Source organism: Providencia sp. PROV116 (genome assembly GCF_028482485.1).
GTDB lineage: Bacteria > Pseudomonadota > Gammaproteobacteria > Enterobacterales > Enterobacteriaceae > Providencia > Providencia rettgeri.
In genome coordinates, this window is record NZ_JAMPQO010000024.1 from 124,535 (window position 1) to 139,325 (window position 14,791).

The 14,791-nt window shown below is 41.0% G+C and carries 14 protein-coding genes; 12 read left to right on the forward strand and 2 right to left on the reverse strand.

Annotated features, from left to right (window positions below; genetic code table 11):
• The first annotated feature begins 10 nt into the window (after positions 1-10).
• The 4 genes from PSE72_RS16810 (at position 11) to rluF (ending at position 4,486) form a co-directional block, all read left to right on the forward strand.
• On the forward strand, positions 11-634 hold the full coding sequence (locus tag PSE72_RS16810; protein WP_110732027.1) for a YfgM family protein: 624 nt from the start codon (positions 11-13) through the stop codon (positions 632-634).
• A 20-nt stretch (positions 635-654) separates the two neighbouring features.
• A complete protein-coding gene (gene bamB / locus PSE72_RS16815; RefSeq protein ID WP_272691031.1) occupies positions 655-1,827 on the forward strand; it encodes an outer membrane protein assembly factor BamB in 1,173 nt (390 codons plus the stop codon).
• A 130-nt stretch (positions 1,828-1,957) separates the two neighbouring features.
• Entirely contained in the window at positions 1,958-3,436 is a 1,479-nt protein-coding gene (gene der, locus PSE72_RS16820; protein ID WP_004912629.1) for a ribosome biogenesis GTPase Der, read from the forward strand.
• 180 nt (positions 3,437-3,616) lie between these two features.
• A complete protein-coding gene (gene rluF / locus PSE72_RS16825; RefSeq protein ID WP_115166977.1) occupies positions 3,617-4,486 on the forward strand; it encodes a 23S rRNA pseudouridine(2604) synthase RluF in 870 nt (289 codons plus the stop codon).
• Between the two features lie 119 nt (positions 4,487-4,605).
• Here the strand turns inward: rluF and PSE72_RS16830 are convergent, their stop codons facing one another.
• Entirely contained in the window at positions 4,606-5,745 is a 1,140-nt protein-coding gene (locus tag PSE72_RS16830) for a M4 family metallopeptidase (RefSeq protein WP_198641521.1), read from the reverse strand.
• 158 nt (positions 5,746-5,903) lie between these two features.
• A complete protein-coding gene (gene hemF / locus PSE72_RS16835) occupies positions 5,904-6,821 on the reverse strand; it encodes an oxygen-dependent coproporphyrinogen oxidase (protein ID WP_115166978.1) in 918 nt (305 codons plus the stop codon).
• Between the two features lie 136 nt (positions 6,822-6,957).
• On the opposite strand from hemF, the gene PSE72_RS16840 reads away from it, so the two are divergent.
• The 8 genes from PSE72_RS16840 to cysM all read left to right on the forward strand — a co-directional run bounded on the left by PSE72_RS16840 (position 6,958) and on the right by cysM (position 14,718).
• On the forward strand, positions 6,958-7,389 hold the full coding sequence (locus PSE72_RS16840) for a GNAT family acetyltransferase (RefSeq protein ID WP_004912619.1): 432 nt from the start codon (positions 6,958-6,960) through the stop codon (positions 7,387-7,389).
• A gap of 91 nt (positions 7,390-7,480) precedes the next feature.
• Positions 7,481-8,086 carry an RpoE-regulated lipoprotein gene (locus tag PSE72_RS16845; protein ID WP_115166979.1) on the forward strand — a complete coding sequence of 202 codons (606 nt, stop codon included), beginning with the start codon at positions 7,481-7,483 and terminating at the stop codon, positions 8,084-8,086.
• A gap of 243 nt (positions 8,087-8,329) precedes the next feature.
• Entirely contained in the window at positions 8,330-9,229 is a 900-nt protein-coding gene (locus PSE72_RS16850; RefSeq protein WP_115166980.1) for a Dyp-type peroxidase, read from the forward strand.
• Positions 9,230-9,657: 428 nt separating this feature from the next.
• The gene (locus tag PSE72_RS16855) at positions 9,658-10,680 is read left to right on the forward strand and encodes a sulfate ABC transporter substrate-binding protein (RefSeq protein WP_115166981.1); all 1,023 of its coding nucleotides are present in this window, start codon (positions 9,658-9,660) and stop codon (positions 10,678-10,680) included.
• Positions 10,680-11,510, forward strand: coding sequence for a sulfate/thiosulfate ABC transporter permease CysT (gene cysT / locus PSE72_RS16860; RefSeq protein WP_115166982.1), 831 nt, complete (start codon positions 10,680-10,682; stop codon positions 11,508-11,510). Before PSE72_RS16855 ends, cysT begins: the two co-directional genes overlap by 1 nt.
• Positions 11,510-12,370 (forward strand): sulfate/thiosulfate ABC transporter permease CysW, encoded by an 861-nt coding sequence (gene cysW, locus PSE72_RS16865; RefSeq protein WP_115166983.1) that lies wholly within the window; start codon positions 11,510-11,512, stop codon positions 12,368-12,370. Before cysT ends, cysW begins: the two co-directional genes overlap by 1 nt.
• 2 nt (positions 12,371-12,372) lie before the next feature.
• Entirely contained in the window at positions 12,373-13,461 is a 1,089-nt protein-coding gene (gene cysA / locus PSE72_RS16870; protein WP_004912602.1) for a sulfate/thiosulfate ABC transporter ATP-binding protein CysA, read from the forward strand.
• A gap of 372 nt (positions 13,462-13,833) precedes the next feature.
• The gene (gene cysM, locus PSE72_RS16875; RefSeq protein WP_115166984.1) at positions 13,834-14,718 is read left to right on the forward strand and encodes a cysteine synthase CysM; all 885 of its coding nucleotides are present in this window, start codon (positions 13,834-13,836) and stop codon (positions 14,716-14,718) included.
• Positions 14,719-14,791: the final 73 nt, after the last annotated feature.

Consider the following 14,791-nt stretch of genomic DNA (forward strand, 5'->3'; position numbering starts at 1 on the left):
GGAGAGACAAGTGGAAGTCTATACAAACGAAAATGATCAAGTCGATGCGATTAAACGCTTTTTTGCGAATAATGGCGTGGCATTAGTTGTTGGCCTTGTAATTGGCGTTGGTGGTGTGTTTGGTTGGAACTACTGGCAGTCTCATAAAACGAATGTACTGCAGGAAAGCGCTCAAAAGTTTGAAGCAGTAAATAGCCAATTACGTTCAGGCTCAGAGCAAGGCATTGTTGCAGCGCAAAAATTCGCGGCTGAAACCGACGATGTATACAGTGCGATGATGGGCTTAGAGCTTGCACAAATCGCGGTGGATAAAGGCGATTTAGCTAATGCACAAACTGCATTGACCAATGCACTAGCCAAGGCAAAAACCGTGGATATGCAAGATTTAATTAACTTGCGTTTAGCTCGAGTCCAATTAGCCCAAGGTGATGCTGATGGCGCGATAGCGTCAGTTGCAAATATTAAAAGTAAATCATGGCAAGCAACGGCACAGGATGTCCGTGGTGATGCTTTACTCCATAAGGGCGATAAAGCTGGTGCAAAAGCCGCTTATGCTCAGGGGTTAGAAAGTGAAGGCTCTCAATCTATTAGAGGTATTTTGACTCTGAAGTTGAACAACGTATCTAATTCATAAGAAGAAAGGAAACGACAAACATGCAGTTGCGCAAAACACTTTTAGTTGGCCTAGTCGCTTCAGCTTTACTTGCCGGTTGTTCCAGCGAAACTGATTCTATTATCATGGCGCCACTTCCACAGGTTGAAAATCAATTCACCCCATCAATTGTTTGGGATAAATCGGTTGGAAATGGTGTTGAACAATTTTATTCTGAATTATCACCTGTTTGGGATGGTTCAGCGGTTTATGCAGCAGACCGCAAAGGTTTAGTTAAAGCCTTTGAACTCGATAGTGGCAAAGAACTGTGGTCAGTCGATTTATCTAAACGCACGGGTTTTCTTTCTGCTAACTTATCGGCATTGCTATCAGGTGGTTTAACCGTTGATGGTGATAAAATTTTTGTGGGTACTGAGCGCGGAACCGTTATTGCTCTGAACAAAGAAGATGGCCAAGTTGCTTGGGATGTCGAAGTTGCAGGCGAAGCCCTTTCTAAACCTGTTGTGAGTAACGACTTTGTTATTATTCACACCAGTAATGGTCAACTACAAGCTTTAGATGTCAATAGTGGTGAAATCAAGTGGACCGTTAATATGGATACCCCGTCGTTGTCATTACGTGGTGAATCTGCTCCTGCGGTTGCTTTTGGTGCTGCGATTGTCGGTGGGGATAATGGCCGTGTCAGTGCGGTGCTATTGTCTCAAGGTCAGTTAATTTGGCAACAACGTATTTCTCAAGTGACAAGTTCGACAGAAATCGGTCGCTTAAATGATGTCGATATGACACCAATTATTGATGACGGTAAAGTGTATGCGATTGTCTATAATGGTACTTTAGCCGCACTGGATATGCGTTCAGGTCAAATTCTGTGGAAACGCGAGCTTGGCTCAATCAATGACATGGTGATGTCAGGTGAAAACCTGTATCTTGTCGACCAGAATGATCGCGTGTTATCTGTTCGTAAAAGCGATGGTGTAACGCTGTGGACACAGGAAGAACTGCTAAACCGCGGGCTATCTGCGCCAGAAATGTATAATGGCTATCTTGTGGTCGGTGATAAAGAAGGTTATCTGCATTGGTTAGATATGAGTACGGGCGGGTTTGTAGCACAAAACAAATTAAACAGCTCCGGTATCCACAGTCGTCCAGTGGTTGCAAGTGATAAGCTAATGGTTCAGACAAAAAACGGAACAGTTTACCTGTTAACACGTTAATTTTCTGACAAACCGCCAATTTATCGATAAAATCAACGGTTCCTGAAGATAGGAGCCGTTTCGTTTTTTTGTTTTCTGAGTTAAAGCCTCAGAATTCCTTTAGTTAATAAAAGTTGTGAGGCATCTAAAAATGATACCCGTCGTAGCGCTGGTAGGGCGTCCAAACGTAGGAAAATCCACGTTATTTAACCGTTTAACCCGTACCCGTGACGCATTAGTAGCGGACTTTCCCGGTCTGACTCGTGATCGTAAATATGGTCGTGCTGAAGTTGAAGGGCACGAGTTCATTATTATTGACACGGGTGGTATCGATGGGACTGAGGAAGGCGTAGAAACACACATGGCCGCACAGTCCTTGCAAGCAATTGAAGAGGCAGACATTGTTCTGTTTATGGTTGATGCAAGAGCTGGGTTAATGCCCGCTGATGAAGGCATTGCCAAACACCTTCGTAGTCGCAAGAAAAAAACCTATTTAGTCGCGAACAAAACCGATGGAATTGATGTAACTACGGCAATCGGAGATTTTTACTCGCTTGGCCTAGGCGAAATTCATCCGATCGCGGCATCACATGGTCGCGGTGTTACTCAGTTAATTGAACAGTCGTTGAAACCTTTTGTGGAAGAAGACGAGGAAGAAGTTGAGTTGACCGAGGAAGAAGAAAATGCGGCATATTGGGCTGAGTTAGAAGCTCAAGGTGAGCTTGATGAAGACGAAGAAGATGACTTTGACCCAACAACATTACCGATTAAATTAGCTATCGTTGGCCGTCCGAATGTCGGTAAATCGACATTAACCAACCGTATTTTAGGTGAAGAACGTGTTGTGGTGTTTGATATGCCAGGAACCACACGTGACAGCATTTACATCCCAATGGAACGCGATGAGCGTGAGTATATTTTAATCGATACCGCTGGTGTGCGTAAGCGTGGAAAAGTTACAGAAACAGTGGAAAAATTCTCTGTTATCAAAACATTGCAAGCGATTGAAGACGCGAACGTCGTACTCTTAGTTATCGATGCACGCGAAGGTATTTCAGACCAAGATTTATCTTTACTTGGCTTTATCCTCAATGCGGGGCGCTCATTGGTGATTGCAGTCAATAAATGGGATGGTATGAAGCCAGAAGACCGCGAGCACGTAAAAGATATGCTTGAGTTGCGTCTTGGTTTTGTTGATTTCGCGCGTATTCACTTTATTTCTGCACTACATGGTAGTGGAGTGGGTAATTTATTTGAATCAGTGCAAGAAGCTTATGAGTCTGCAACTCGTCGTGTAGGTACTGCATTATTAACTCGTATCATGAAGATGGCAGAAGATGAGCACCAACCGCCACTTATTCGTGGTCGTCGTGTTAAAATGAAGTATGCCCATGCTGGGGGACACAATCCACCAATTGTGGTGATCCACGGCAACCAGGTCTCTGATTTGCCAGACAGCTACAAACGTTATTTGATGAACTACTTCCGTCGTTCATTACAAGTGATGGGCACACCAATTCGAATTCTGTTTAAAGAGGGAGAAAACCCTTATGCAGATAAGAAAAATAAGTTAACGCCAACCCAGTTGCGTAAGCGTAAGCGTTTGATGCAACACTTGAAAAAACGCTAATCAATAAGGTGCTAATGAAGGTTTAATTAACCCTATGAATGCATAAAAGCCGTAACAAAATTATTATGTTACGGCTTTTTGATATTACCTGGGTTAATACTTTAAGAATGAATATCATCCTTACGTTACCAACATGTATCATGATGGATGTAGGGTAAGAATTAAAGATTGAGGAAAATTATGGACACTCGTTCTTCTACACGTTTAAACAAATATATTAGTGAAAGTGGTATTTGCTCAAGACGTGAAGCTGACCGTTATATTGAACAAGGTAATGTATTTATTAATGGTAAGCGTGCAGGAATTGGCGACCAAGTTTTCTCTGGTGACGTAGTAAAAGTTAATGGGCAATTAATCGAACCGCGTAATGAAGAAGATTTAGTGTTAATCGCACTCAATAAACCAGTCGGTATTGTCAGTACGACAGAGAGTGGTGAAAAAGATAATATTGTTGATTATGTTAACCACAGCACCCGAATTTTTCCAATTGGCCGCTTAGATAAAGACTCTCAAGGGCTAATTTTTCTCACTAATCATGGGGATTTGGTGAATAAAATTTTACGGGCAGGTAATTCTCATGAGAAAGAGTATTTAGTTACCGTCAATAAACCCGTAACAGATGATTTTATTCGTGGAATGGGGGCTGGAGTACCCATTCTTGGAACAATGACGAAAAAATGTAAGGTTAAGAAAGAGGCTCCTTTTGTTTTTAGAATTACGCTTGTGCAGGGACTAAACCGTCAAATTCGTCGTATGTGTGAGCATTTTGGCTTTGAGGTCACCAAACTTGAACGCGTTCGCATCATGAATGTTAAATTGACAGGCATTCCTGTCGGGGAGTGGCGTGATTTAACCGATGATGAATTGATTGAATTATTTGATATGATGGAAAAATCTGAATCAGACGTAAAATCGAAAAAGCCACAGAAGTCAGCCTCTGCGAATAAAAGTAATACAAAGCAGACTTCGCCAAGTAAACCCAAAGTAAAACCAGAAAACCCGACACGCAAAAAGTTTACACAACCAGGCAGAAAAAAGAAAAAACGTTAACGTGCAGGTTTGATTAATAAGGCTGAATGAAAGAGCCGCTTCAAGCTCTTTAGTATCGGCCTTCATGTTTTAAGAAAAATTAATCCCAAAAATAGTTTAATGCCATTTAGCGATATATATTATTGTGAATCAAATTCAATCCCAACATCTAACCAGCTTTGTCGTGTTTTTTGTGCGATAGTACCATCAAACAGTTTGTTAGCCGCTCGGATCGTTGCATTAGCAAATTCGATGAAGTTGGCTCTCTTTGTCACATTATTGTCAGACACGGCTTCAAGCCAAATTTTACCGGCGATGTCCCATGTATAACCTCCAAGACTCTTAGCTAATAGGTAAAAGGCTCTATTTGGGATACCTGAATTAATATGTACGCCGCCATTGTCAATAAAAATAGGTAAATCCTGATATTGAGACATATGACCAACTTGCGGATCTCTATCATCGTCAGAAAGATAATATGCATCCCCAGGATTTATCATAGAACGTAGTGCCGGCGCATTTATTTGGTCAATAAATAAATTTTCGCCTAGTAGCCAATTAGAAGTATCGGCTGTTTCATTATTTAAATATTGTTTCACCATAATCCCAAGTACATCTGCGACAGACTCATTGAGCGCACCAGATTGGCAAGTATATCTAAAATCAGCTTTTGAACTAATAAAGCCGTGAGCCAGTTCGTGAGCGATTATATCGATGTCATTATAGAATGGGCCAAAAACGATTCCATCCCCGTCACCAAAGAAAATAGCTTGAGAATTCCAAAATGCATTAGCGTAGTTTGTTCCATAATGGATAACCGCATTAATATCAGCAGAACAGCCAAAAATTTGGTCAATATTTAATTTTTCCTTAAAAAAGGTACGGATAATGCCAATTGAATTAAATACTTGCCCCGCTGGTTCTGATGGCGCATGAGTATCTTCTTCGCGCATAATCACCGCGTAGTCATCATGTGGCATATGGCTATCAGGTGAAAGTCCTGAACGTTCACAAATTGGCAGGTCGGAATGCCAGTGGTTTTTATGTGGGACAGGGCGTTGAGCATCGCGAATAAAGCGATTATAGCGCTTTCCTATCATATCTATAGGGCAAGCTGAAAGATTATTGCGGTGGAGTAATGCATCTTCATGTGAATAGGTTCGGCTCATAATATCATTGATATGCGTGAGCGTTGATTTTAAGTCTGTGTGGCCTGATTTAGTGACTAAACTTGCTAATAAACAAGGTGATAATAATGAACGGCCTAAAATTTGATTCATATTACAACTCCATTCAGTTGGGTGAAATGGAATCATAATCTGTCGTGATTGACTTGTAACTACTTGATATTTAAGATTTATAATCAACAATTATTATTTTATGTTAGAAAGGTAGAACGGTTATTTTTCTACCTTAATTTATAAACCAGTGTTATCAATTATGGCGAAACCCACTCTTTATTTAAGACTAAAAATTCAGTATAGAGGGCAGCTTCTGGGCTATTAGGTTCTGGATGATAGTCGTATTCCCAGCGAACAAGCGGTGGCATTGACATTAAAATTGACTCTGTGCGGCCTCCGCTTTGTAAGCCAAATAATGTACCTCTATCCCATACTAAGTTAAATTCTACGTAGCGACCACGACGATATAATTGGAATTGACGTTCTCTTTCACCCCATGAATGAGCTCGGCGTTTTTCAATAATCGGGACATAGGCATCTAAAAAACCATTACCCACGGCTTGAGTGAAGCTAAAACAAGACTCAAAACCACCTTGGTTAAGGTCATCATAAAATAGCCCACCAACACCTCGAGGTTCATTTCTATGTTTCAGGAAAAAGTATTCATCGCACCAATTTTTATATTTAGGATATACATCAGCCCCATAAGGGCGACATAGATCACGAGCAACGGTATGCCAGTGGATGACATCTTCATGAAAACCATAGAAAGGGGTTAAATCAAAACCGCCACCAAACCACCAAACGGGCTCACAACCTTCTTTTTCAGCGATAAAGAAACGAACATTAGCATGGGTAGTTGGAATGTAAGGATTCAGAGGGTGAATAACAAGAGAGACGCCCATTGCTTGGTAGCTACGGCCAGTAAGCTCGGGCCGATGTGCAGAGGCTGATGCTGGCAACTTTTCTCCTTTAATATGTGAGAAGTTAACCCCAGCTTGTTCAAATAATGCGCCTTTCGTTAGTATTCGGCTACGACCGCCACCACCTTCAGCTCGCTCCCATGTTTGTTCTAGAAAAGTTTCCTTACCATCTAGCTCAGTAATTTTTTGGCAAATAGTCTCTTGCAAGTTCTGCAAATAGGCTTTTACGCGATCAATATCTGGGTAATTCATTGTTTTATAATAGAACCATAGCAAAAAAATAATGGTTAAAGTATACCCTTTTGCTCGAAGAAAGGCATATTGAATATTGATTGTGTTGCAAAAGCAGAGATAATGGCAGAAAGATTAGCTTAAGTAGGCAAATGAGATGGAAATACGAGTCTTTCGGCAAAGTGATTATGAAGACGTCCTGACCTTATGGGAGCGTTGTGCTCTCAATGAATTTTCAGGTGATCCTGAACTCGATATTGAACGCAAATTACAGTGTGGGGCCGACTTATTTTTAGTGGCTGAAGTTGCCGGTGAAGTTGTCGGTACTATTATGGGGGGCTACGATGGCATTCGTGGTACCGCTGTTTATCTTGCTGTTCACCCTGAATATCGCGGTCGTGGTATTGCTAATGCATTAGTGAGTCGACTAGAAAAAAAACTGATAGCCAGAGGCTGCGGAAGAATAGAGTTATTAGTGAGTGAAGAGTCTGATGCGGCTATTTGTATGTTTGAAAAAATGTTGTATGAAGAAGAACAACCTGAACGTTTGATTTATTCGAAAAAATTAACGCACGAAACGGATTTTTAAGTTAATTGACTATTTATTTAACTTTCTATGGGAATGTTTTAGTAAATAGATTGTCACAATATGCATTATGCGACTCATAAAAGAGGATGATATGTCCCAACATGCAAAGTTGAACAGTAATAATGGATTATCGCCGTTGTTGAAGGTTTCTCTACTCTGTGGAGCCGCCTTGTTATCAGGGTGTGCGGGTGTGAAGGTTTTTTCGCCATCGACTTGGTTTAGTGGCCCTCTGGTAGTTTCTAGCTCAGGGCTTGGCCAAGTGACCAGTTTTACACCAATGCAAGCGGATATCATTAAGAAACAGCTTAATGACCGTTATACACTACGCAGCGGTATGCAAATGGAAAGTGGGGATGTGGTCACAGTTTTCCAAGGTATGGATGACAATGAAGTAAAATTAGAAATAGTGGGCCCTGAGCACGGTTATGTCTCACGTATTACGGTGAGTGATCCAAATATCGTCACCGAATGGGGGCCTACAATTGGTACTGAATTTAGCGAAATTTACCAAAAAGCCTTCGGTATTTGCGGCTTAGGTGAACGAGTCAATGACGTTCCGACTATTGAATGTAATTCACCGCAATCAAATAAAGTGGTCTACCGTTTTACAGGTAAATGGCAAGGGCCAGAAGATTTAATGCCTCCAGATGATGACCTAAAAACATGGCAAATCTCACAAATTATTTGGCATAAATAGTTTTATTTCGTTAATGATATCGCCGGGCCTATTCAGACTGGCGATATCTTCCCATTAATACTTCTTTTTCGTTGTTTTCAAAGAAATTTCCCCTTTCTTAAATTTTCTTTCTTATAATAGGCCTGAAACCTATATTCCCTTGCGTTAAAACAAGGTGAACATCATGGCGATAAGATAGGATATTAATATCGTTTTATATAAGAAATAGGTTATATAACATATTCATTTTACGAGGTTTACCGTATGTCTCATTCTCAAAGTGGTATTTTGAAAGAACATAGCCGTTTTGGTATTTTTATTGAAGCGCAAGTGCAAGAGGGATCTCTGGATGAAATTAAGTCTGGATGTAAAAGCTTTGTCGAGGCTTTAACTAAATTACAAGCCCAATACCCAGATGACCGCCTCGGCGCGGTTATCGCGTTTGGCTCTGACATCTGGAAACAGCTCGGTAAGGCAAATAGTGCCCCTGAATTGAAACCATTTCGCACGCTAGGTAAAGGACTCGCTCCAGCCACTCAACGGGATATGTTTATTCATATTCAATCACTGCGCCACGATATTAACTTTTCATTAGCACAGGCGGCTTTAAAAGCATTTGGTAAATCTGTCTCTGTGGTTGAAGAAATTCATGGTTTCCGTTGGGTAGATGATAGAGATTTAAGTGGTTTTATTGATGGAACCGAAAATCCGCAAGGGGAAGAAATTGCGGAGGTCACATTAATCGAAGACGGTGAAGATAAAGGCGGAAGCTATGTTTTAGTCCAACGCTATGAACACGATTTAAGAAAATGGGATCGTTTTTCGGAACATGAACAAGAAAAAATGATTGGTCGGACGAAAAAAGACAGTATTGAGCTGGACGAAGATGCTCGTAATGTTACCTCTCATGTTTCCCGTGTGGTTATTGAAGAAGAAGGTGAAGAGCTTGAAGTCATGCGTCACAGCTTGCCATATGGAACAGCAAGCGGTAAGCACGGCTTATTCTTTGTGGCTTATTGTGCAAGATTACACAATATCGAACAGCAATTATTAAGTATGTTTGGTGAAAAAGACGGCAAATACGATGATTTGTTGCGAATGACGAAAGCGGTATCGGGCAGTTATTACTATGCTCCGTCGATTGAGACATTGACGTCTCTGTAGCGTTACTCGTCATTCTTTGCGTTACAGCGTTGTTGGCTACGTAAGATTACCCTAGTCACATACTATTGTATGCTCCTAGGGCTAATCTTCCTTGCCGCCTAGCTGTAACACAAATTATTTAGAGTAACTGTTTATACTTAGCAATTTAAACATAATGATTTGTATTTATTCTATTATTATTAGCCCGTTATCATTAATGCCTACTTACTACCTAGTAATGATTTAACTTATAGAATGCCCCTCCATTGAGTAATATTCATATCACTAACTAATTAAAAAATCAGTTAATTTTCCTGCTTATGACGTTCATTTCTTTGTTATTCTAATTTGATATATAAAAAGGTGATTGATAGCTACACAGTTATAACCAAAACATATACAGTGGTTCCAATGTTAGCCATTTGGGTTTAGTTACGAACAGGTGTGGAATGAAAAAATCATTTTTGAAAAAAACGGCATTCGCGAGTTTGGCAACAGTCTCATTACTCGGCAGCTCGCCACTAATTGCAGCTGAACTGCTTAACAGTTCTTATGATATTGCACGTGAACTATTTGTGGCGTTGAACCCATCATTTGAAAAACAGTGGAATGAGGCTCACCCTGACGACAAACTAACGATTAAACAATCACACGCAGGCTCATCAAAGCAAGCCTTAGCGATTTTACAAGGGCTAAAAGCAGATGTGGTGACCTACAACCAAGTCACCGATGTGCAAATTTTGCATGATAAAGGCAATTTGATCCCAGCAGACTGGCAAGCTCGCTTGCCAAATAATAGCTCACCGTATTATTCAACAATGGCGTTTTTAGTTCGTAAAGGAAACCCGAAAGGAATTAAAACGTGGGATGATTTGGTCCGCGAAGATGTCAAATTAATCTTCCCAAATCCAAAGACTTCAGGAAATGGTCGTTATACCTACCTTGCTGCATGGGGGGCTTTTAATCAAGAAAATAAAGGTGATAAAGCGAAAACCCGTGAGCAAATGAAACAGTTTTTGAAAAATGTCGAGGTATTTGATACCGGAGGGCGTGGTGCAACAACGTCATTTATTGAGCGGGAGCTTGGTGACGTCCTGATTAGCTTTGAATCTGAAGTGAATAATATTCGCTCTCAGTATGGTGAATCAGACTATGAAGTTATTGTGCCACCAGTGGATATTTTAGCGGAATTCCCTGTCGCTTGGGTCGACAAGAATGTACAAAAAAATGGGACTGAAGACGTCGCTAAAGCTTACTTAAATTATCTCTATAGCCCACAGGCGCAAGAAATCATCACTCAGTATAATTATCGGGTGAATGATAAAGCGGTAATGAATGCGAATAAGGATAAATTTCCTGAAACTCAGCTGTTTACGGTTGAATCTCAATTTGAGAGCTGGCCAAAAGTGATGGATGTTCATTTCGTCACTGGTGGGGAATTTGACAAATTAATGGCAGAAGGGCGCCGTTAATGAATCGTTCAGGAAAGCGCTTTTTGCCGGGTTTTGGGCTAACGCTAGGTAGCAGTCTGTTCTATACGTGTTTGATTTTGCTATTACCCATGAGTGCATTGGTGATTCAATTATCAGAAATGACATGGCAGCAATACTGGGCCGTCATAAGTTACCCACAAGTGGTTGCTGCGTATAAAGTGACGTTACTGTCAGCGTTAGTCGCAAGTCTGTTTAATGCGGTATTTGGCATGCTATTAGCTTGGATTTTAACGCGTTATCGCTTTCCTGGGCGTTTGTTTTTAGATGGTTTAGTGGATTTACCCTTTGCGTTACCTACCGCTGTGGCAGGGCTAACATTAGCAACCTTGTTTGCAACCTCAGGGTGGTATGGGCAATATCTGCACCAATTTGATATTAAAGTTGTTAATACTTGGCTGGGAATTGCGGTTGCAATGGCTTTTACCAGTATTCCGTTTGTTGTGCGTACGGTTCAACCAGTGTTGGAAGAGCTCGGCCCTGAGTACGAAGAAGCTGCTCAGACCCTAGGTGCAAGCCGTTGGCAAACCTTTCGTCGAGTGGTATTACCGGAGCTTTCACCAGCCTTATTAGCCGGAACGGTTTTATCCTTTACACGTAGTTTAGGCGAGTTTGGCGCCATTATATTTATTGCGGGTAATATTGCGTGGCAAACCGAGGTTGTTTCATTAATGATTTTTAGTCAGTTACAACAATTTGATTATCCGGCCGCCAGTGCTGTCGCCTCAGTTATTTTATCGGTTTCATTGTTACTGTTATTTAGTGTCAATTTAGTACAAAGTCGCTTCGGTAAACGGTTAGGAGGCAAGTAATGGCACAAATTACCCCCATTCATACTGCTAGCCGTACCCAAATAAACTGGGGGAAATGGCTATTAATAGCGATAGGTTTATTGTTTTCACTTTTACTATTAGTTATTCCAATTGTTTGGATATTTATTACAGCTTTTCAAAAAGGGTTAGATTCTGTTTTACTGAATTTGGCAGACCCTGATATGCTACATGCCATTGGTTTAACAGTATTAATTGCTTTAATTACGGTTCCGGTAAATTTAGTCTTTGGTACCATGATGGCGTGGTTAGTGACGCGATTTCAGTTTCCTGGTCGCCAATTATTACTAACCCTAGTTGATATTCCGTTTGCGGTTTCACCTGTTGTTGCGGGTTTGCTGTACTTACTTTTTTATGGCTCAAACAGTTGGTTGGGTGGATGGCTTGAAGGTTTTGACATCCAACTGATGTTTTCATGGCCCGGTATGGCATTGGTGACTATTTTTGTCACTTGCCCATTTGTGGTACGTGAGTTAGTCCCGCTAATGTTAAGTCAGGGTAGCCAAGAAGATGAAGCGGCGGTTTTACTTGGGGCCTCAGGATGGAAGATGTTTTGGCGTGTGACATTACCGAATATCCGCTGGGCATTGTTGTATGGCGTCGTTCTAACAAATGCCCGTGCGATTGGTGAATTTGGTGCAGTTTCGGTGGTTTCAGGGGCTATTCGCGGTGAAACATACACCTTACCGTTGCAAGTTGAATTATTGCATCAGGATTATAATACGGTGGGCGCATTTACGGCCGCAGGGATCCTCGCACTAATGGCAATTGTCACCTTAATACTTAAAAGTGCATTGCAGTGGCATTTGAGTCGCCAGCAATCTGAATCAGGAGTCCATTAATCATGAGTATTGAAATTGAAAAAATCGGTAAATTATTTGGTAAAACCCAAGTACTTAACGATATTTCACTGGATATTGCATCGGGTGAAATGGTTGCCCTATTAGGGCCTTCCGGTTCAGGAAAAACAACCTTATTGCGGATTATTGCAGGGCTTGAGCAACAAAGTCAGGGGCTATTACGTTTTCATGGTCACGATGTCAGTAAAATCCATGCTAAAGATAGGCATGTTGGCTTTGTATTTCAACACTATGCACTATTTCGCCACATGACAGTGTTTGATAATGTAGCCTTTGGTTTAACTGTCTTACCAAGAAAACAGCGCCCATCCGCTCAGGCTATTAAAGATAAAGTAACAAAATTGTTGGAGATGGTTCAACTCGCTCATTTAGCTTCACGTTACCCTGCACAACTTTCAGGGGGGCAAAAACAGCGAGTGGCATTAGCAAGAGCTTTAGCCGTTGATCCACAAATTTTATTATTGGATGAACCTTTTGGCGCGCTCGACGCACAAGTACGTATTGAATTACGCCGTTGGTTACGTCAATTACATGATGAATTAAAATTTACCAGTGTTTTTGTGACTCATGACCAAGAAGAAGCCATGGAAGTTGCAGACAGAGTGGTGGTGATGAGCCAAGGTCATATCGAGCAAGTTGGCACACCAAGTGATATATGGCAGCGCCCAGAAACACGATTTGTCCTTGAATTTATGGGGGAAGTCAACCAAATCTCTGCCCATATCAAAGGTTCAACATTAAATATCGGTGGCTATGACTTTCCACTGAACCATACCAGTGTTCAACAAGGTGAAGTCGACGTATTTTTACGTCCTTGGGATATCTCATTACAAGCTGAAGTGGATGAGCAGCACCGTTTACCTGTAAGGGTCACGGAATCGGGGCCAAGAGGGCATTTTTGGCAATTAACCGTTCAACCGTTAGGTTGGGGGAAAGAGCCGTTGTCAGTGATTTGGCAGTCTGAGAAAACAATACCCACTCGAGGTGAACGTTACTTTTTAGGTAGCCAGCAGGCAAAGATTTATCAAGGTGATCAGGCGTTAATTTTTCCACAACTCGCTGAAAGTGCATGAATATAAAATTCAATAATTTATAACACTAATAAATATATTATTGGTGTTACCTTCTCTATTACTTTCTAGGTATATTCCCGATGATTAGACTTTATATTAAAAATATTAAGTCTAATCTCTCTATGTTTAATTTTCGCATAACCATTTGATATCAAATAATTAATTATTGTATTTTTATGGGAAATATAACTGGCAATTCTATAAACTTATTGTAATATAATATATCAATTAGCTATATCAGAAATGGTAATTAAGATAATCTATTTTTCTAATATTAATGTGAAGAGATTTCAATTTTCACATTTCAATATTGGGGTAATATCTTATCTCTATTCTTTCTTATTTATATATAAAAATTATAAGGATGGTAAAGTGTCGGCTCTGGAACAGTTTATCGGTAATACCCCATTAGTAAAACTTCAGCGTTTAACACAAGGGATTGAAGCTGAAATTTGGGTAAAACTTGAAGGCAATAACCCCGCGGGTTCAGTGAAAGATCGTGCGGCATTTTCAATGATTAATGAAGCGCAATTACGGGGTGAAATTAAGCCAGGCGATACGCTAATTGAAGCGACTAGCGGTAATACCGGTATCGCCCTTGCGATGATAGCCGCAGTAAAAGGCTACAAATTAAAATTACTCATGCCAGATAACATGAGTAAAGAGCGACAAGCCTCTATGCAAGCTTATGGTGCAGAACTTATCTTAGTAAGTACGGCTGTCGGTATGGAAGGTGCACGGGATCTTGCTAAAGAAATGGAGCAGCGAGGAGAGGGGAAAGTTTTAGACCAATTTAATAACCCTGATAACCCATTAGCCCATTTTAAAACAACGGGTCCTGAAATTTGGCAGCAAACTCACGGCGCAATTACCCATTTTGTGTCGAGTATGGGAACCACGGGGACCATTACAGGGGTTAGCCGCTATTTAAAATCCCAGTCAGCGGACGTGCACATTGTTGGCTTACAACCTGCTGAAAAAAGCCAAATTCCGGGTATTAGGCGCTGGTCACCGGGTTACTTGCCCGGCATCTTCGATAGCTCATTAGTTGATAGCGTACTGGACATCAACCAGCAAGAAGCCGAAGAAACCATGAGAGCCTTAGCGAAGGTTGAAGGTATCTTTTGTGGTGTGAGCTCAGGTGGAGCGGTTGCCGGTGCTTTAAAAGTGGCTAAAGCGAATCCAGGAGCGGTGATTGTGGCAGTCATTTGTGACCGAGGAGACCGCTATTTATCAACAGGTGTATTTAATGAGTGAGATAATTTAATTGCCACTGGCGTGCAATAAAGTACCCCATCAATGAAAAACCATCAGGCAAGCCTGATGGTTT